This is a genomic window from Bradyrhizobium sp. SZCCHNR1002, assembly GCF_032381435.1.
GTDB classification, from domain to species: Bacteria; Pseudomonadota; Alphaproteobacteria; order Rhizobiales; family Xanthobacteraceae; genus Bradyrhizobium; species Bradyrhizobium aeschynomenes.
This window is the reverse complement of record NZ_JAUHIS010000001.1, coordinates 831337-850297: the sequence shown is the minus strand read 5'-3', so window position 1 is coordinate 850297 and position 18961 is coordinate 831337. Positions and strand designations below refer to the sequence as shown.

The 18961-nt window shown below is 62.6% G+C and carries 15 protein-coding genes and 1 pseudogene; 8 read left to right on the top strand and 8 right to left on the bottom strand.

Features of this window, described 5'->3' with window-relative positions; translation table 11 throughout:
• Positions 1-10: 10 nt before the first annotated feature.
• Entirely contained in the window at positions 11-6187 is a 6177-nt protein-coding gene (locus tag QX108_RS03765; protein WP_409998503.1) for a HAMP domain-containing protein, read from the bottom strand.
• Between the two features lie 657 nt (positions 6188-6844).
• Positions 6845-7246 carry a hypothetical protein gene (locus QX108_RS03760; protein ID WP_315778711.1) on the bottom strand — a complete coding sequence of 134 codons (402 nt, stop codon included), beginning with the start codon at positions 7244-7246 and terminating at the stop codon, positions 6845-6847.
• A gap of 227 nt (positions 7247-7473) precedes the next feature.
• Here QX108_RS03760 and QX108_RS03755 point away from each other — a divergent pair, with 227 nt between their 5' ends.
• The gene (locus QX108_RS03755; protein ID WP_315778713.1) at positions 7474-7668 is read left to right on the top strand and encodes a hypothetical protein; all 195 of its coding nucleotides are present in this window, start codon (positions 7474-7476) and stop codon (positions 7666-7668) included.
• A gap of 36 nt (positions 7669-7704) precedes the next feature.
• A complete protein-coding gene (locus tag QX108_RS03750) occupies positions 7705-7836 on the top strand; it encodes a hypothetical protein (RefSeq protein WP_315778715.1) in 132 nt (43 codons plus the stop codon).
• A 15-nt stretch (positions 7837-7851) separates the two neighbouring features.
• Here QX108_RS03750 and QX108_RS03745 read toward each other — a convergent pair.
• Positions 7852-8742: pseudogene (locus QX108_RS03745) on the bottom strand (SDR family oxidoreductase).
• Between the two features lie 138 nt (positions 8743-8880).
• Here QX108_RS03745 and QX108_RS03740 point away from each other — a divergent pair.
• Positions 8881-9099, top strand: coding sequence for a DUF6894 family protein (locus QX108_RS03740; protein WP_172108733.1), 219 nt, complete (start codon positions 8881-8883; stop codon positions 9097-9099).
• Positions 9100-9353: 254 nt separating this feature from the next.
• Entirely contained in the window at positions 9354-9737 is a 384-nt protein-coding gene (locus tag QX108_RS03735; protein ID WP_409998479.1) for a PRC-barrel domain-containing protein, read from the top strand.
• 27 nt (positions 9738-9764) lie between these two features.
• Here the strand turns inward: QX108_RS03735 and QX108_RS03730 are convergent, their stop codons facing one another.
• Both QX108_RS03730 and QX108_RS03725 read right to left on the bottom strand, forming a co-directional pair.
• Complete coding sequence (locus QX108_RS03730) at positions 9765-10040, bottom strand: hypothetical protein (RefSeq protein ID WP_315720204.1); 276 nt, start codon at positions 10038-10040, stop codon at positions 9765-9767.
• A 267-nt stretch (positions 10041-10307) separates the two neighbouring features.
• Positions 10308-10463: a hypothetical protein gene (locus QX108_RS03725; RefSeq protein ID WP_012043977.1), complete on the bottom strand. Its 156-nt coding sequence runs from the start codon at positions 10461-10463 to the stop codon at positions 10308-10310.
• Between the two features lie 1431 nt (positions 10464-11894).
• Between QX108_RS03725 and QX108_RS03720 the strand changes: the two genes are divergently transcribed.
• Both QX108_RS03720 and QX108_RS03715 read left to right on the top strand, forming a co-directional pair.
• Positions 11895-12368 (top strand): hypothetical protein, encoded by a 474-nt coding sequence (locus QX108_RS03720; RefSeq protein WP_315778718.1) that lies wholly within the window; start codon positions 11895-11897, stop codon positions 12366-12368.
• A gap of 116 nt (positions 12369-12484) precedes the next feature.
• Positions 12485-12697 (top strand): hypothetical protein, encoded by a 213-nt coding sequence (locus tag QX108_RS03715; RefSeq protein ID WP_172108743.1) that lies wholly within the window; start codon positions 12485-12487, stop codon positions 12695-12697.
• A gap of 91 nt (positions 12698-12788) precedes the next feature.
• On the opposite strand, the gene QX108_RS03710 is transcribed toward QX108_RS03715, so the two are convergent.
• Positions 12789-12947, bottom strand: a complete 159-nt coding sequence (locus QX108_RS03710; RefSeq protein WP_172108745.1) for a hypothetical protein — start codon at positions 12945-12947, stop codon at positions 12789-12791.
• Positions 12948-13466: 519 nt separating this feature from the next.
• Between QX108_RS03710 and QX108_RS03705 the strand changes: the two genes are divergently transcribed.
• Positions 13467-15203 (top strand): hypothetical protein, encoded by a 1737-nt coding sequence (locus QX108_RS03705; protein WP_315778721.1) that lies wholly within the window; start codon positions 13467-13469, stop codon positions 15201-15203.
• A gap of 243 nt (positions 15204-15446) precedes the next feature.
• On the opposite strand, the gene QX108_RS03700 is transcribed toward QX108_RS03705, so the two are convergent.
• Entirely contained in the window at positions 15447-16184 is a 738-nt protein-coding gene (locus tag QX108_RS03700) for an FkbM family methyltransferase (RefSeq protein ID WP_315720201.1), read from the bottom strand.
• A gap of 333 nt (positions 16185-16517) precedes the next feature.
• Here QX108_RS03700 and QX108_RS03695 point away from each other — a divergent pair, with 333 nt between their 5' ends.
• The gene (locus QX108_RS03695) at positions 16518-16742 is read left to right on the top strand and encodes a hypothetical protein (RefSeq protein WP_315778724.1); all 225 of its coding nucleotides are present in this window, start codon (positions 16518-16520) and stop codon (positions 16740-16742) included.
• Positions 16743-17051: 309 nt separating this feature from the next.
• Here the strand turns inward: QX108_RS03695 and QX108_RS03690 are convergent, their stop codons facing one another.
• A complete protein-coding gene (locus QX108_RS03690; protein ID WP_172133127.1) occupies positions 17052-18704 on the bottom strand; it encodes an ATP-dependent nuclease in 1653 nt (550 codons plus the stop codon).
• Between the last annotated feature and the right edge of the window lie 257 nt (positions 18705-18961).

Sequence of the window (18961 nt, the reverse complement as noted above, 5' to 3'; positions counted from 1 at the left end):
GATCAACCGTTCAGCGGTGCAGCCACATGCGGATCGCAAGAAGCAGCTGCTCGGTGTTGACGGGTTTCGCCAGGTAATCGGACGCGCCTGCTTCGAGGCACTTTTCGCGATCTCCCTTCATGGCTTTCGCGGTCAACGCGATGATCGGCAGCCGGGCGAAGGCTGGAGTCTGCCTGATGACCCCGATGGTCTGGTAACCGTCCATCTGGGGCATCATGATGTCCATCAGAACGATCGCGATCTCGGGACTTCGTTGGACGAGCTCGATCGCCTCCCGGCCGGTGGTTGCGGTGAGCACGCGCATGCCGCGGCGTTCCAGCACGCTCGACAAGGCGAAGATGTTGCGTGCGTCATCGTCGACCAGCAGCACCGTCTTCCCGATCAGATCATCGTCGGAGCTGTTCAGCTTCTCCAGCATGCGTTGCTTCTGGACCGGCAGTTCCGTGATCACACGATGGAGGAACAGCGAGGTCTCGTCGAGCAGCCGCTCGGGGGACTCCACGCCCTTCACGACGATGCTGCGGGCCATCGTGTGCAGCTCGGCGTCCTCCTCGGCCGACAATTCGCGTCCGGTGAACACGACGACGGGAACGCCGGAGAGCGTATCGTCGGAGCGCAACTGGTCGAGCACGTCGAAGCCACTCATGTCGGGGAGACGAAGGTCCAGCACGACGCAGTCGCAAGGCGCGTTGCGGAGCTCATCGAGCGCGGCTGCGCCAGTCTCCGCCGCGACGATCTCAATGTCGTCGTGATCGAGCAGTTGGCGAATGCTCATCTGCTCTGCGGCATTGTCCTCCACGATCAGCAATCGCTTGCGCCGCGGCTTGGCGTATTCCTTGATCTGAGACAGCGCCGCGCTGACGCCTTCCGTCGTGGTGGGCTTGTTCACGAAGGAGAAGGCGCCGCGCGCCAGAGCGTGCTGACGGTCCTCGTCGAGCGTGATGATCTGCACCGGGATGTGCCGCGTCAACGGATTGTGCTTGAGCTGGCTGAGAACGGTCCATCCGAGCATGTCCGGAAGGAACACGTCGAGCGAGATCGCGGCCGGCTGATATTGCTTGGCCAGATCCAGCGCTTCCGCGCCGCGGCCGGCGACCAGAACCTTGAAGCCCTTGTCGCGCGCGAGATCGATCAGGACGCGGGCATAGTGCGGATCGTCTTCGACGACCAGCAGGATTGTGTCTCCCGGCTCGAGGTGCAGCCGATCATCCGCCAACTGCTCGATGGCGCGCTCGGGCACCGGAGCCTGCAGGGCAGGGGTCTGGAGATAGGGAACGGGCGCGGCGGGGCTGACGCGCGGGGCCGTCGCGGGCCCCGAATATTTCAGGGGCAGATACAGCGTGAAGGTGCTGCCCTTGCTCGGCGCGCTCTTGAGATGGATCTCGCCGCCCAGAAGGTTGGCGAGCTCCCGGCTGATCGCAAGTCCAAGTCCGGTGCCGCCATATTTGCGGCTCGTGCCCGCGTCGGCCTGCTGGAACGCCTCGAAGATCAGCTTCTGCTTGTCCTGAGGAATGCCGATGCCGGTGTCCGACACTTCGAAGGCGATCACGGCTGGCGCATTGTTGAGCACCGGGTGTTCGGTGCTCCAGCCCCCCAGCGCTGCGAATACTTTCAAGCGGACGCCGCCTTCGGCGGTGAATTTGAAGGCATTCGAGAGCAGGTTCTTCAGCACCTGCTGCAGGCGCTTGGAGTCCGTGACGATGCTGCGCGCCAGCGTCGGATCGACATCGATGTTGAAGGAGAGGAGGCGGTTTTCGGCCTCGTGCCGGAACGGACGTCCGACTGATTCCAGCAGATTCGCAGTGAGAATCTCCTCGGCATCGACGGTCACGGTTCCGGACTCGATCTTGGAGAGATCGAGAATGTCGCTGATGAGATTCAGCAGGTCCGTGCCGGCACCATGGATGGTGCGGGCAAACTCGACCTGCTTGAGGGTGAGGTTGCCATCGGGATTTTCGGTGAGCTGCTGGCCGAGGATCAGGATGCTGTTGAGCGGCGTGCGCAGCTCGTGCGACATGTTGGCCAGGAACTCGGACTTGTACTTGGAGGTCAAGGCGAGCTCGGTCGCCTTCTCCTCGAGCGCGCGGCGGGCCTGTTCGATTTCCTGGTTCTTGCGCTCCACCTCGACGTTGCGCTCGGCGAGCTGCTGCGCCTTCTGCTCGAGCTGCTCATTGGTCTGCTGCAGCTCGCGCTGCTGTGCCTGCAGCTCGGCGGCGAGCTGTTGCGACTGCTTCAACAGCCCCTCGGTCTGCATCGTGGCCTCGATCGAGTTGAGCACGATGCCGATGGAGTCGGTCAGCTGTTCGAGGAACGTCATCTGCGAGGTCGTGAACGGACTGAGCGAGGCCAGTTCTATCACGGCCTTGACCTGGTTTTCGAACAACACCGGCAGCACGACCAGGTTCTTCGGGACGGCCCGGAGCAGGGCGGAGCCCACGGGAATGACGTCGGACGGAATCTCCGAGACCAGCCGTTGGCGCTTGTCGAAGACGCACTGTCCAATCAGGCCTTCGCCGAACTGGACGTGCTGCCGGTGCGGATAGACGCCGTCGTCGGCATAGGAGGCGAGCAGGCGCAGCTGCGGTGTCGACTCGGTTTCGACCTGATAGATCACGCCACGGTGGGCGTTCACCAGCGGCGTCAGCTCGGTCAGCAGCAGGCGGCCGACGGTGGTCAGGTCGCGCTGGCCCTGCAGCATGTTGGTGAACTTGGCGAGGTTCGTCTTGAGCCAGTCCTGTTCGGTGTTGAGGTCGGTTGTGAGCCTCAGATTTGTAATCATCGTATTGATGTTGTCTTTGAGCTCGGCGACCTCGCCGCGCGCATCGACCTGAATCGAACGGGTCAGGTCGCCCTTGGTCACGGCGGTCGCGACCTCGGCGATGGCGCGAACCTGTGAGGTCAGGTTGGCCGCGAGCAGGTTGACGTTGCCGGTCAGGTCCTTCCAGGTGCCGGCGGCGCCGGGCACGTTCGCCTGGCCGCCCAGGCGGCCCTCGACGCCTACCTCGCGGGCGACGCTGGTGACCTGATCGGCGAAGGTGGCCAGCGTCTCCGTCATGTTGTTGATGGTGTCGGCGAGCGCAGCAACCTCGCCCTTCGATTTCACCGTCAGGTTCTGCTTGAGATCTCCGTTGGCCACCGCGGTGACCACCTTCACGATGCCGCGCACCTGCTCGGTGAGGTTGGCGGCCATGAAGTTCACGGTATCGGTGAGGTCCTTCCAGGTGCCGGCGACGCCCGGCACCTGGGCCTGACCACCCAGCTTGCCTTCGGTACCCACTTCGCGCGCGACGCGCGTGACCTCGCCGGCGAAGGCGTTGAGCTGGTCGACCATGGTGTTGATCGTGTTCTTCAGCTCCAGGATCTCTCCCTTCACGTCCACCGTGATCTTGCGCGAGAGATCGCCGCGCGCCACCGCCGTGGTCACCTCGGCGATGTTGCGTACCTGCGTCGTCAGATTGGCCGCGAGCAGGTTGACGTTATCGGTCAGGTCCTTCCAGGTGCCGCCGACGCCCGGCACCACGGCCTGTCCGCCAAGCCGGCCTTCGGTGCCGACCTCGCGCGCGACGCGCGTCACTTCGGCAGCAAACGAGCGCAGCTGCTCGACCATCGTGTTGAGGGTGTCTTTGAGCAGCAGGATCTCGCCGCGCACGTCGACGGTGATCTTCTTCGACAGGTCGCCGCCGGCAATCGCCGTCGCGACCTCGGCGATGTTGCGCACCTGCGCCGTCAGGTTCGACGCCATGAAGTTGACGCTGTCGGTCAGATCCTTCCAGGTGCCGGCGACTTCGGGCACCTCGGCCTGGCCGCCGAGCTTGCCTTCGGTGCCGACCTCGCGTGCGACGCGCGTGACCTCGGAGGCGAAGGCGTTGAGCTGGTCGACCATCGTGTTGATGGTGTTCTTCAACTCCAGGATCTCGCCCTTCACGTCGACGGTGATCTTGCGCGACAGGTCGCCGCGCGCCACCGCGGTGGTCACCTCGGCGATGTTGCGGACCTGGGCGGTGAGATTACCGGCCATCGAGTTGACGCTGTCGGTGAGGTCCTTCCAGGTTCCGGCGACGCCTGGAACGTTGGCCTGACCGCCCAGCCGGCCTTCGGTGCCGACCTCGCGTGCGACGCGCGTCACCTCGCCCGCGAAGCGGTTGAGCTGATCGACCATCGTGTTCAGCGTTTCCTTCAGGCTGAGGATCTCGCCGCGAACGTCCACCGTGATCTTGCGCGACAGGTCGCCGCCGGCGATGGCCGTAGCCACTTCGGCGATGTTGCGGACCTGGGCGGTGAGATTGCCGGCCATCGAGTTGACGCTGTCGGTGAGGTCCTTCCAGGTTCCGGCCACGCCGGGAACCTCGGCCTGGCCGCCGAGCTTGCCGTCGGTGCCGACCTCGCGCGCGACGCGCGTCACCTCTCCTGCGAAGGCATTGAGCTGATCGACCATCGTGTTCAGCGTTTCCTTCAACTGAAGGATCTCGCCGGAGACGTTGACCGTGATCTTCTTGGAGAGGTCGCCCTTGGCGACGGCGGTCGCGACCTCCGCGATGTTGCGGACTTGTCCCGTCAGGTTGGAGGCCATCGAGTTGACGCTGTCGGTGAGATCCTTCCAAGTGCCGGCGACGCCGCGCACCATGGCCTGGCCGCCGAGCTTGCCTTCGGTGCCGACCTCGCGCGCGACGCGCGTCACCTCGCCGGCAAAGGCGTTGAGCTGGTCGACCATCGTGTTGATGGTGTCCTTCAGCTCGAGGATCTCGCCACGAACATCGACCGTGATCTTCTTCGACAGGTCACCATTCGCCACCGCCGTCGTCACCTCGGCGATGTTACGCACCTGTGCCGTCAGGTTCGACGCCATCGAGTTGACGCTCTCGGTCAGGTCCTTCCAGGTGCCGGCGACGCCGAGCACATTGGCCTGGCCGCCCAGCCGTCCGTCGGTGCCGACCTCGCGCGCGACGCGCGTCACCTCGCCGGCGAAGGCATTGAGCTGGTCGACCATGGTGTTCAGCGTCTCCTTCAGCTGAAGGATCTCGCCGGAGACGTTGACCGTGATCTTCTTCGACAGGTCGCCGCTCGCGATCGCCGTCGCGACGTCGGCGATGTTGCGGACCTGGGCGGTGAGGTTGGAGGCCATGAAGTTGACGTTGTCGGTCAGGTCCTTCCAGGTGCCGGCGACGCCTGGCACCTGCGCCTGACCGCCGAGCTTGCCTTCGGTGCCGACCTCGCGCGCAACGCGCGTCACTTCCGAGGCGAAGGCATTGAGCTGATCGACCATCGTATTGATGGTGTCCTTCAGCTCCAGGATTTCGCCGCGCACGTCGACGGTGATCTTGCGCGAGAGATCGCCGCGCGCCACCGCCGTGGTCACGTTGGCGATGTTGCGGACCTGCGCGGTCAGGTTGCCGCACATGGCGTTGACGGAGTCGGTGAGGTCCTTCCAGGTGCCGGCCACACCCGGCACGATCGCCTGGCCGCCGAGCTTGCCGTCGGTGCCGACCTCACGGGCCACGCGCGTCACTTCGGAGGCGAACGAGCGCAACTGATCGACCATCGTGTTGATGGCCTCCTTCAGCTGCAGAATCTCACCGCGCACGTCGACCGTGATCTTCTTGGACAGGTCGCCATTGGCGACCGCGATGGTCACCTCGGCGATGTTGCGGACCTGGCCGGTCAGATTGTTGGCCATCGAGTTGACGCTCTCGGTCAGATCCTTCCACACGCCGGTGACTTCCGGAACCTGGGCCTGGCCGCCGAGCTTGCCCTCGGTACCGACCTCGCGGGCGACGCGCGTCACCTCCGAAGTAAAGACGCTGAGCTGCTTGATCATCGTGTTGACGATGGTGGCCGATTGCAGGAACTCGCCTCCCAGCGGCCGGCCGTCCACGTCCAGCTTCACGGTCTGGAGCAGATCGCCCTGGGCCACCGCGGCGACGGCGCGCGTGACCTCGCGGGTCGGCCATAGCAGATCGTCGATCAGGGTGTTGATCGAACTCTCCATGTCGGCCCAGGAGCCGCTGGCGATGCCGAACCTCACCCGCTGCCGGGTCTTGCCCTCGCGACCGACGACCTGGCCGACACGTTCGAGCTGCTGCGCCATGCGCTCGTTGGCGGCAATGATGTCGTTGAACGTATCCGCAATCTTGCCGTCGATGCCGAGATAGTCGCCGCTCATGCGGACGGAGAAGTCGCCTGAACGCATCGCCTGGAGCGCGCGAAGCAGATCCTGGCTCGCATCTGGCCCCTCCGCGCCATTTCCCTGACGACTGAAGCCTTGCCGGCCCGGCAACGGACTATCAGCAGGATCGAGATCGCTCATCAAGTTCCCCCGAGGCAGCATGCGTGCCGGCAAGAATCCGAGTCTCATTTGCGGGCGGCATACAAGCCGCGGCAACATCTCAAATCAAGCCGGATGCCGTTTCTCGCAACAATTGGAACCCGTCGGAGATGGCACAAGCGGCTCAACCCACTCCATCGTCAATCGTTCCAAATAAATTTCAGTCCGTGGGACGCTGCGCCAGATCTCTTGGAACGGGGGAACTCAATGGCTTTGGTTGAGGCGAGGAGAAGCTGATGAGAACACGATTTCGTTGAGTCCTGCCGTCGCCCTGGCGCTCGCTCAATTGGGAGGGCCAAGCGGACCTGGTTCCGTGACGGGCGACCCCGCCGCAAGCTCCGAAGATCCGCGGTCTGCGCCAACCTCCGAGGCTGCCAGAGACAATCCCAGCGGAAGCGAGTCGTCGTCCTCGGGCGGCCGCGACGACAATGGAGATCAGGGCCGGGAGAAGATGCCGGAGAGCAATGGCAGCGTCAGGCCGCCCGCCCAGCAGAACCAAAGCCGGCGCTGAGCGCGGGTTGGCTATTTTTCCGCGAGTGCGCTCTTGATGTCGTTCAGCTCGATCTGCAGATCTGTGAGTTCCACAATCGCGAAGCGCCTGACCTCCTGATTGTCAGGCGCGGTGAGATAGCTTTGCAGAACCGCGATCGTGGTCTCGTACTCCGCAATTTCTGCTGCATAGAACTGGCGGACGAAATCCGTCCCATCCGTGGGACTCACGTCGGCCAGCATGGTTTCCCTTCCGAGCGACTGCTTTGACGCCGGGTAAGCGCTCACTCCGGTGCTGATCTCGAGCGCGGCAAGCGCACGGGCACGTCGTGCCGCAGCTTCCGCCCGCACCGAGGCGGCACTTGTGAGATCCGATCGGTCGAGCGACGCAGTACGGTCATACGCGTTCTTCTGAAATGCGTTGAACTCGTTCAATTTTGCAATCAGCTGCGAGGCTGTGGGAGCTGCAGCGGCCGAGGAGCCATGCGAAGCCGTCTCTGGCTGGGCCGCACAAGGCGACAGGCACGCAAGAACTACGGTGGCGGTGAGGACGACAGAGTAACGCATCCTCCGACAATGACCGCGGCGCCTGCAAGTTCCGCTCAACATTAATATCACGTAACGCGGTTGCGTCAGATCGGCGGGGCTCCCAGGTAGTTCAAATGAAACAGTCAGATCTCTTCAGAGAAAACGCGGACAACTGCCTTAACCTCGCCGAGCGAGCCGAGAGTGATCCGGCATTTCGTCGCTATACGCGCATGGCCCAGGGCTGGCACGCATTGGCGAACGAACAGGATTGGCTCGACGGCGAGGTCGCTCCGGTATTGCCGCGGAGGGGCGAGCCGCTCCACGAATAGACTTGGAAGATCGGATCGGGAATGGAGGACTTCACGATGGCCCCCCGTATCGTTCTCATCGCACTGCTCACTGCCTTCAGCGTAGCCTCCGCGGCCGCGGCGCTGACCACAATCCGCCAGGTCCATACGGAAGCCTATTCGCTTCCGCAACCCGTGACCCACATCTGAGGTGAGGGGACAGACTCACGGTTGTCCCGCCCCTCCGGATGATCCGTAGACCTGGCCATTGGCGTAGCTCGCGTCTGCTGCAGCCAGCTGAACATGGATCGATCCCAGCTCCGCGGGCTGTCCTGGCCGACCAAGCGGCGTCTGCCCGCCGAACTCTCCAGCTTCTCCGTCGTCGCCCCGCCCGAGACTTGCAGGGGCGTCCAGATCGGGCCCGGTGCAACGGCATTGACCCGAATGCCTTGGGTCCAAGCTGCTTGGCGAGCGATTTCACGTAGTTCATCGTCGCGGCCTTGGTCTGCGCATAGTCGTAGAGATCTGGAGACGGATCATAGGCCTGTTCGGACGAGGTGCCGATGATCGCCGAGCCGGGCTTGAGGTGGGGCAGGGCGGCCTTGATGATCCAGAACGGGCGTAGATGTTGGTCTTCATCGTCGCGTCAAGATCCTCGGATGACAGGTCGAGGATCGACTGGCGTGTCTGCTGACGCGCCGCGTTGTTGACGATGATGTCGAGACCGCCGAGCGCCTCGAGGGCTTGTGCGACCAGCTGCTGACAGAAGCATTCATCGCGCAGATCGCCGGGAATGGCGACCGCCTGTCGTCCTTCGGCCCTGATGAGCGCAACCACCTCCTGCGCAGCGGGCTCTCCGGTCGGATAGTAGTTGATGGCGACATCGGCGCCCTCACGCGCATAGGCGATCGCTGCCGCGCGGCCCATTCCGGAGTCACCTCCGGTGCTGATGTCAATGAGGCGGCTGCGAGTGTCGCACTGCCTCCGACCATTTGACGGCGCGACATCGAATGTCTGCGTTGGTCTGCCATTCGGGTTCTCCTCATGATGGTGATCACCAACCGGCGACCGCTGTGAACGTTCGTTCACGAGGTCGAAGATGCACGCCGTCGCAATCGATCCTGCGCCCTGATGGTGCTGAGACGTATTGGCTCAGCAGGGAACGAATGCCGCCAGCACGCGTCGTGTCAGGGAAATCTCGATTGCGGATCGTCGCGCGGTTGGAGCGTCGCGATGCAAGGCTCGGATGGGATCATGCCGTTCTATCACTTTGATTTGACGAACAGCGAATCGATCGCTGGTGATCGTTACGTCGAGTTGCCCGGCGACGTCGAGGCAATGGACTCGGCCGACGTGATCGCGCGACAGCTGGTTTCGGATCATCCCGAGCTGCGCAATCAAAACTACGCGGTTCTGGTCACCAATGAGGAGGGCGACGAGATCTGCCGCGTTCCGCTGGATGTGCTGCATTGACAGGAAAATGAAGGAGGTCTGGGATGGATCGGACGAGCCAAGGCATCATCAAAACAGGTCGTGGCGAGGAGCAGCCTGCCGACAAGGATCGGGCGCAACTCGCACATCAGACGACGTCGCCCGACGCGCCGAGCCGTGAGGCGACGGGGCGTCCTGAGGACAAGGACCGCAAGGCGCCAGGATCCCGCTGAACCCGCGCGAATGGGAACATCCGGCGCGGGCTGACGTTTTTCTTTGCAGGAGTGGAGGCCGAAATGACATCCATGGTCGATACATCGATGCTCGAGCAGCGTGAATATGGCAATCTGATCGGAAGCGACAAGGTCGAGGGGACGTCAGTCTATGGCGCCGACGACAACAAGATCGGCACCATCGAGCGCGTGATGATCGACAAGTTGAGCGGTCGCGTGTCCTATGTCGTGCTCGCGTTCGGCGGCTTTCTCGGTCTCGGCAACGACCACTATCCGCTGCCGTGGCAATCGCTGAAATACGACACGCGGCTCGGCGGCTACGTCACGGGAGTCACCGAGGACCAGCTCCGAGGAGCGCCGCGATATTCCGACGAGCGCGAGTGGGACTGGGGTGATCTCGCGACCGGCCGCAAGGTCGACGACTATTACGGGGTCCGGCTCGCCTGACCCCCGCGTCCCGGCTGCGCTCCGCGCTCAGGCCGCCGGCGTCTGCACGCTGCCGTCGGCGGCTGATCCGGCCATCATGCTCCGCCGGCTCGACAGCCAGATCGGAATCTCACGATAGCAGGTGCCCTTCTCGTTCATCTCGGCAATGGTCCACCGGCTCGGGTGGCGTTCCTTGCCGACGAACACCCAATCATCCGCCGAGGCCGGTGGCTCGTTCGGCCGCGTTCTCAGCCAAGCCGAACGGGCTCCCTTCGGCAATCGGTCCTGCTTCATCTGATACAGATCATATACTGGCGAACGCATGACGCTACTCGTCCTCAAGCAACCGCAAGTCTCGACACCCTCAGCGTGTCCCGTGGTCAAGGCGGAATTGTGGGAGCGGCGCGTCCAGCCTGTGCAAAATTGCGATCAGCCTGGGGTGGCGGGCCTCTGCCAACATTCTCGCGTGACACGCGTCGCGCTTCGACAAAACGACGCGCGGGGCTGATTCCAGAACCCCGCGAGCCGGGACGGACGACGATCGCGTCCGGAACGAAAAGCCCGCCAGCCGCGGCCGGAAGGCTGATCCAATCAGAAGAAGGCGTAGCTGAGATCGAGGCCGTAGGTGGCGTGAAGAATGAAGCCGAACGCCGTTGCGCCGCAAAGCATCAGAATCGTCCGCAGCTTCTCGGAGTCGATGCGCGTCTCTTCGAGATGGGTCGGGAGAGCCTTGGTCAGTGTCGTCATGGTTGGACCTCTGTACGCGAAACGAAGACGGAGAGTGAGTGATGAAAGAATATTCGAGGCTTGTTAGAACCCGTTCTGGGGCGGTGTTTTTGTAGGGCTCCAGAAGAGTTCTAATTGTGAAAGAGGAACCCAGCATCGTGCAGTTTTTGGGGCAAAGTTGAGGAAAGTAAATGTTCAGTAAATTAAATCTCAGGTTGATATTAGTTGCGCATAGTATTGTTGCACGTCTCGGCTGCTGAATGAAGTTGCCAGGTTGCCGAGGCGCAGCCGCGCACGTTGGTAAGCTTAATTCTTGTCGGGAAAGCATTCCGAGCGATCCTGGCCTGCCCGGCCGGATCGTTGCGAACGGCCAGTGAGCCCGTCCGTCGCGCGGGTTGCAAAAGCAACTCGAAGTATAGGGCCGGCATGTCGCGCGCTCGGCCAATATGTGGCGAGGCATTAACCCCTGTGGCGTTGTCGCCACGAGGTCGCCAGCATCTGTGGCATGACTGGTATCATGTGAGTGACGTCGACGGAAGGTCGCTTCGGAATTCTCTCTGTGGATGTGCTCATCCAACAACAGCCGCATATTCATCGAGGTCGTATCCCACGCGCGTCTCGCGTTGAGCCCAGGTGAGGCGTCGGCATGGCGGGGAGGTTGCGCCGGCCGAGCGTTGGCGCTCTCGCGGCACCTTATGCCCGAGTCATGGCAGTCGCTTTGCCCTCGTTCGAAGAGGAGGGCGCAGGGAAGGCCGGGCATCCACTGACACCCGCGGCCCCCGTGCGGAAAGATTGCACGGGGCAGGAACCACAGGCGCAGCCGGACATTCCCGGCCTCCCCTGCACAATGGCTTTAACGGCTGCTTCGCGTTCTCCCTGGTGCGCCGGCTTCTGGCCACCATCGGTCGGAGCCCTCGTCGAGCTCACAACCTTGATATCAGCGTCGGGATATCAGGACCGCGCGACTTGACCGTGCGCAATGAACTGTTCGTCCGCATGACCAGCATGCTGCAGTCCGCTGCGCCCATCGTATCCCGCACCCAACGCTCGTGACGATCGCGATGCGCCCCTCTGCTGCGAGGCGGGACGAAGACAGTCAACACGAATTCCGAAAAAAGGAAACAACGATATTTTTCCGCGGACGACTGGACAGCCCAAATCACCTTGAGCGCACTCGTGAAATGACGTTCCGCGCGCAGGCATCAATGGTCCGCGTTGCATTGAAATCGGCGGGGAATGGCGCGCGCGATGGAGGGCGATTTGGCCGACGGGCAGGGCCGGGCGGACACCGCGTTTGGCCGCGCCGAGCGGCGAGTCCGCTGGATGTTCGGGGCGCGCCATGAACCTTGGGCGTTGCCGTGCGTTCGTCCGGCGAGACTGTAGCGGTGCCTTCGCAGGGCCGCGAAGCTGAGCTAACGTCGCGGCTTTCCCAGGCTGTTCGGAACGACAGACATGACATCGATCATCAAGGCTCTTTCCGCGCTCGCATGCGCCGTCTGCTGGAGCGCCGGCGCACAGGCCGAGCCGGTACGCTGGAGCACCTATCGCATCCCGGAGACCGGCACCTCGGTCGACATTCCCGTCTCGGTCTTCAGCGACATGGCCGGTCGACCCGACGGCTACGGCCAACGCTTCCAGACCGCCGACGGCCGCGCCAATCTCACGGTGCAGTCGATGGCGAACGACACCGGGGATTCGCCGGCGCGGTTCCTCGCCAGGAAGAACCCTCCACCGAACATCCAGTACAAGCGCATCACCGCACGCTTCTTCGCCGTGTCGAGCTACAAGGGCGATTACGTCTGGTACAACCGCTGCAACTTCGTCGACCGTTACGTGCACTGCGTTCTCATCAACTATCCCCGGGCCTGGGAGCGCGATTGGGACGGCCTGGTGACCCGGATCAGCCTGTCGCTCAGCCGAGGCTGAGGACGGCGCGGCCACCATCGCCCGCGCGGTTTGATCCAGCTCAATGAGGCCGTCGGGTCCCGTTGCATAAGCTCCGGCTTCCTTTCAGCCGCCGCTGGCAAACGGGCTTCTCCTTCATGGCTGCTGCCTCCTTCACCGTCCGGGCCGAGAGTGTCAGCGCGATCGCCACCATCAGGTGCCGCAGCGCGCAGGATGCGCTGCTCACGGCCAACACCTATCTGCGCCTGGGCGCCGCCTGCGTCAGCATCGAGACGCCCGGCGGCCAGAGCATCAGTCCGGACCGGCTGGACGCGTTGCTCAGCGATTCCGGAGGCCGCGTCGGCCTGTGATGCCAGCCCAGTGCGGGCGCTTGGGCATGACGGTGTCGAGCCTGCTCACAGGTCCGGTCCCCATCATCAGATCACCTGGAGATCACCTGGCTCAGGACGATGCCCCGATGCTGTCGTCAGGTCGAGCCGGAGGCCAGGAGACGTCCTCGATATAAGGTCCATAAAGGACGTCCTGCCGCCGCTGGTAGATCGTGACGAGGGCAACGGCGGCAATCAAACAAAATGCGCTGAAAATGGCCAGTTCGAACATGTCAAAAGCTCCACCAGTGACGACGTGGCGGATGCAGCCGCAGGCGTCAAACGGAAGCCGCCGTTAAGCTGAAGCGGAAAGCTTAACACCATGTCCGGATGGTTCGGCGGGTCCCGCGCAGGCTGGCCGCGCGGCGTTCACCGCGGTCTGCAGGGGGCTTCTCGGACGTTCCGGCGTGGCAGGCAGGGCGATTGGCCCCCCGATGGCCGCGGGAGCCCGATGCCGGACCGGCTACCGTTCACGCTACCTTAGGCAATGAGCCGTAGTCATGGGATTGAACGTTGCGTGGGGTGGATGGCGCGCTGACGCGAGCGAGGACGGCTTGGCCGGGGTCCGGCCCGATGGCCGTCGAGCGCGACCTGATCGCCACGAACCTTGCGCGGACCATCGCCACAGGTGCCGCCAACGAGGGGCACGTCGGTCGTCATCGCCTCGCAGATTGATGGGCTCCGCATGTCAGATCTCGTTTCAGCTTCGAGCCTTGTTCCAAAGGAGCGGCGAAGGTGGAGCGCCGGCCTCGTGGTCGCAGTGCTCGGACTTGCGGCCGCGTTCGCGATCAAGGTGCTCTGGATCAAGACCGGCGTGCTGGATGCCATGTCGACCGACGACGCCATGCGACTGGTCGAGGTTCGCGATCTGATCAATGGCCAGGCCTGGTCCGACCTCCACCAATATCGGCTGGATCCGCCCGGCCTCCTGATGCACTGGTCGCGGCTGATCGATCTGCCGCTGGCCCTCTCGATCCTGCTGCTGAAACCTCTGCTGGGAACGCACCAGGCCGAGCTGGTGACGCTGACCCTATGGCCGCTGTTGCTGTTTGCGGTCGCGCTCGCGCTGGTTGCTGCAATCGCCCGGCAGATGAGCGGCGGTGCGCCGACGGCGATGCTGGGAGCCCTGGTGCTGGCAATGCTGGCAATGCCGGCCCTGGCGCATTTTCGGCCGGGCAGCATCGATCATCACAACGCGCAGATCGTCCTGGTGCTGGCCATGATGTTGTTCGCGCTGCAGATCGAGCGCAGCGCGTTCAAGGCCGCATGTGCCGGCGTTGCGGCGTCGGCATCGCTGGCCGTCGGCGTTGAGATGCTGCCGGCGATCGCGACGGTCAGCGTTGCCGTGGCCGGTCTCTTCATCTGGCGGGGCGCGCCGGTCGCGCGACAGGTCTCGGCGTTCGCCTGCGCACTCGCCGCGTCATCCCTGGGCTTCGCGTTGCTTCTGCTCCCGCTGTCCACGTTGGCGGCGCCGGTCATGGACGCGCTCGGCGGGCCGCTGCTGCTGTTGACGGTCGGCGGCGGGGCCGGCTTGATCCTCATGGTCGGGCTCGATCGTGTTCGCTCGAGCCCGCCGCTGCGCCTCGTCGCTGCAATGGGAGTTGCGGCCGCTCTGCTGGCGGCATCCTATCTGCTGTTCGGAAAGTCCCTGATGTTTCCGTACGCGCAGCTCGATCCGCTGGTCGTCTCGTTATGGCTCGACAACGTGCAGGAGACGATCTCGTTGCCGAAGATGCTCCGGCTCGGTCCGGAAGAGGCGCTCGGCTTCTATGCCTGTCCCGTGATTGCGCTGGGGGTCGCCGTTGGGGCGTTGCTGCGCTCCGATCCGTCGGATCGGTTCCGCTGGGTGATCGTGATCCTGACGCTCGCCTCGCTGCTCGGAGTGAGCCTGTGGGAGATGCGCGGGGCGGCCGGGGCTGCGATGGTCGCTGCGCCGGTGTTCGCGGCAGGGGTCGCGGTGCTCTGGCCATCGCTCGCGATCGGAGGCAATCTGGTGCTGTTGGCCTTCGTCGTCTCGCCGGCGATGTTTGCGACGCTGTCCGGCACGGCCAAGCCGCTGATTGCCGCTGTCTTCAAGTGGGAGCCGTTGGTGTTCGACGACCCGGCGACGATGTGCCGGAGCGTTTCGGATGCCACGCCGATGCGGCGACTTCCCAAGGGACGCGTGATGGCGCCGACCGATATCGGCCCCGCCATTCTCGTCGAGACCGACCACGAGGTCTTTGCCGCCCCGTATCATCGCAACAATGACGGCAATCTTGCATTCTTCCAGCTGATGCTCGCGCCAGGTCTGCTGGCGCATCAGATCCTGTTGGACCGGCAGGTCGACTACGTCGTCACCTGCCGGACCGCGCCGAACCGGCTGGTGATGGGGCGCGCTCCCAACGGCCTGGAGGCAATGCTGTTTCGAGGCGAGACGCCCGGATTTCTCGAGCCGGTGGATGTCGGCCCGTCCGCCAAGATCGCGGTGTGGCGCGTGCGCAGGTGATGTCCCGGCGATCCGAGGCCGCGACTCTCAGTCCGTAACGGCCGGACGATCGGCATCCAGCTCCGGGAACATCGCCCGGCAGCTCAGGCAGTAGGATTCGAAGATGAAATTCAGCACTGCGGACATCGGTCGCCCCACCGGTTGATCACGTGGGAGGAGGATGCCGGCCTTCTGTTTCCGGACGTTGTCGTGGGGCAGGGGAAACGGTTTCGTTCGGCCGCGGGTCGGTTTCGCGCCATCCCGCTATGGCGCCCGCGCCTCCGCGTTCCTGAAGATGAAGTTGTTGCAATAGTCCTTTCGCTTCCAGAACCATTCACCGTCAGCGCGCTGGTGAATCTCCGGATCGAACGCAGACAAGGGCAGCAGCCGGCCCTTGCTGAGAAACTCCCCGGCATAGCCGAGGCCGCGCAGCAGCGAGAAGGTGTCCTTCACCCGGTCCAGCGTGGCGAGACGGCGATCGCACTCGACAACGATCAGCGGCCGACAACGGCGCAAGGTGCGCTCGGCGCCGCGCAGCACGTCGAGCTCGGCGCCCTCGACGTCGATCTTGAGCGCGGAGACGTTGCCGGTTTCTGGAAGGTAATCGTCCAGCGACGTCGTTTGCACCTCGATCGCCGTCGAGGTCTCGGCAGGCTCCAGCAGCGAAGCGCCGGGCTGATGCCCCTCGGGCACGAACAGCGTCTTCCTGCTCGACGACGAATAAACGGCCCGTGGTTCGACGACGACGTTGTCGAGCGAAAACCTGCGGCAGAGCCGGGACAATCCGGCGGCGAGCTCCGGCTGCGGCTCGAAGGCGATGACACGCCCCGGCGCGGACCATTGCGCGAGCCAATAAAGAAAGCTGCCCTTGTTGGCGCCGATGTCGCAGACGATGTCGCCGGGCCTGATGTTTCGCCGCAGCTCGGCCAGCTCGGTCCGGTGGTCGCGATACCTGGATCGCAAGACCCTCACCAGGAACCGAAGTGCTTCATGCGTTGCCAATCAACCCTCCGACCACGAGTCGGTCCCGCCAATGATTCTTGGGCCGCATGCCTAGGCCTTCCCCGCCGTTCCCGCAACATTCAGACATGAAGGCCGGCCGCGGCGGCAGCATGGCGTTACGGTGACGACGGCTGGCGTTGCGGGAGACGGCGATGGAATGTCCCGGTTGGATGTTGGCTGCGCACGGGTTTGTGGGCTCGTCGGCCGGTGGTCTTGGGTCCGGCGATCGCGCGGTACTGTCCTATCTTTGCCCTTTCGGAAGCTACCGCAGGTCGTCGGAGTTGCGGCAGATGCCAGGGAGTGATCCACTCTCCCTTGAGGAGGCGCAACGCGATGAAACTGATTGTGACGATCCTGATGGGCGAGCCGGTGTCCGGTGACGACGCCGTTCTGCTCGGCAAGCTCAGCCACGCAGGGGTCACGGTCGATCGCGTCCTGCCCCGGCTGGCGATCGTGACCGGTTCGATTGATCCGTCCCAGCTGTCGACCTTGCGGTCCGTCCCCGGCGTGAAGCGCGTGGAGGAGGCGGGTGCGTTTCAGCTGGCGCCCGACACCTGAACGAGGGGCGTGCGACGAATCGGCCGGACGATCCCGCCGGGCTTTCGTATCTCGCGGCCCGAGCTGGTGAAGCCGGCGTTCGATCCAAATGATGATGCCGCCGGCGAGGGCTCGCCGCACAGTCCGAGATCAGCGGCCCGGTGTCTAATTGAGGGACTCATCGGCACGATGCCCGCGTGGCGATCCCAGCAGGCCTCGAACCTGCCCGCGAGTAGAATTCGTCCTGCGTGAGCGGCATCCATAAATAATATCAGATCGTTAGCGTGATCTAAGGAGCTCCTTGGCCGATCATTCCGGGGCAACTCTTCTTCAGTCGACGCCTTTGCGCGAAGCAATCTTCACCCACGCGACAACCGATCGCATAAATTGCCAGACGTCACCCTCCGACGGTCGAACGTAGGTTGAGTCGGTTGGGTTCCCCCCTAACCGATCTAACATCTCAACCGTCCAGTTGGACTTCTTAGAGCGAATTCCGAGTTCCGCGAGCCAAGACTCGAGTTCGCCATTGCGAACTACAAAAAGTCCATACTGTTGAAGCTGATCGAACAACTCATGAGCTGCTGCCTGGTCGCGTCTATCAAGCTGATCTACACCCCCTTCCTTCATATCCATCCCATGGCTTTTATAGATGTTGTGAAGCGAAGCTCGAAGGTGGGCTAGGCCGACATGCATCGCGTTTGGGATACGCACGGCCTTTAGCCATTGAATCCAGTCGCTGCCTCCGTCCTTGAGAATATCAATATCAACTACCGCAGCGGCGGGCACGCCAAATTCGCGAAGTGGTCGTACAAGGTCTCGAATTGTCTGCTTATTTTGAGCATTTACGAAGAGCAGAGAAGGGAGTCCTTTTTCCTGTTCTGATAGTCGATAGTAGATCTCAGCGTAAAATGCTCGGTCGTTGTCTGATTCCGTCACGACGACACCATCGTGAAATAGTGCGGAGATTACGTTAGTGCTTCGAAATAGCGGGGTTTTGAACATCTTAGATAAGGTAGCGGAATCGACGATGCGCCCCCTTGATTCTCCGTCGGAATATTCCAGTCTGACTACGCGGACATTTGTTGATGCCTGGAGGCAGCCAACGAGGAAGTCCGAGCTGTGCGTTGCTGCGAGCAGGCTTCCACCTTCCTTCAAATTGCGAGAAAGTTCATAGCCGAGCCGACGTGCAAGAGGGGGGTGTAGGAACGCTTCTGGCTCATCTATCAATATAGCTTTATAGTCTCCCGATAGAGTAGCGCATACGATGCCCACGAAGGCCTGTACCCCATCGCTTGCAGTCTTTATGTATTGAGCGCGTGAATGAAATTCGCGAGCTTCAGCGTTGAGACTTTGTTCAACGTCTGGCGGTGGTGTTGGTGACAATCGGATGCGAAGTTGGTCGGAAGAGAGTGCGTCAATTGTAAAGTGGACACCTAGCGCATCGTGTATGATCTCTCTGACTCTCGCCCGTAACGGATCATCTTTGAAGAGATGGGCGAGCATATTTCGAGCAGGCAAGAGAAGGTCGCCTCGCGGAAGGTCATCTGTGAGTTCGAAGCGAGTGCGGCCATCGAGGCTAACTAGAAAATTGCGAAAGAAAGTCGAGGCGACAAAATGTTTGTTTACCTGGGCGCCGACTTGTTCGCGAAGATGGCGGACGTCAACATTTGTAGTAACAAGTTCTCCGCGTCTTTCGTAGCGAGTAAGCACCGCTGCGCCCTCAGCAACTCGTATCTCTTGAGGGGCTCGGGCTTTGAAGCCTTCGAGCGCAATGTCGAATTCTTCCAAGGTCGGCCATTTCGGTTCGAAATCTTTGACAAGACACGTTGAGCTAGAACGGGAGCCTGATAGTTGCATCTCAATTTCGCGAAGAGCGAGGCTCTTCCCAGAGTTGTTGGCTCCCACAAGGATGGTGACGCCTTGTGTGCAAATTTGCAGTTTTTCAGAATTTCCGGTGAAGTATAGAGTAATTGAATCGATCATCAGTTTAGGCCTATTTGTGTAGCTTATGGCTCGATTTCGGCCGGGTGCTAATTCTCATGAGATTGACAATCAGGTTAACATAGGTCGTGATCTCCTGTAGCCAGACACGGCGCGGGGCCCTATTGGAGCAGCCTTGTATCCCGTTGGCTGTGCGCCTTCCGCTCGAGGGCCATCGTGATCTGTTCGATGTAGATCCTGTTCGCGCGCTGGCGTAATGTCGGCCGGTGATCCGGAGCAGCTTTCGGGCAGTGTGAGGC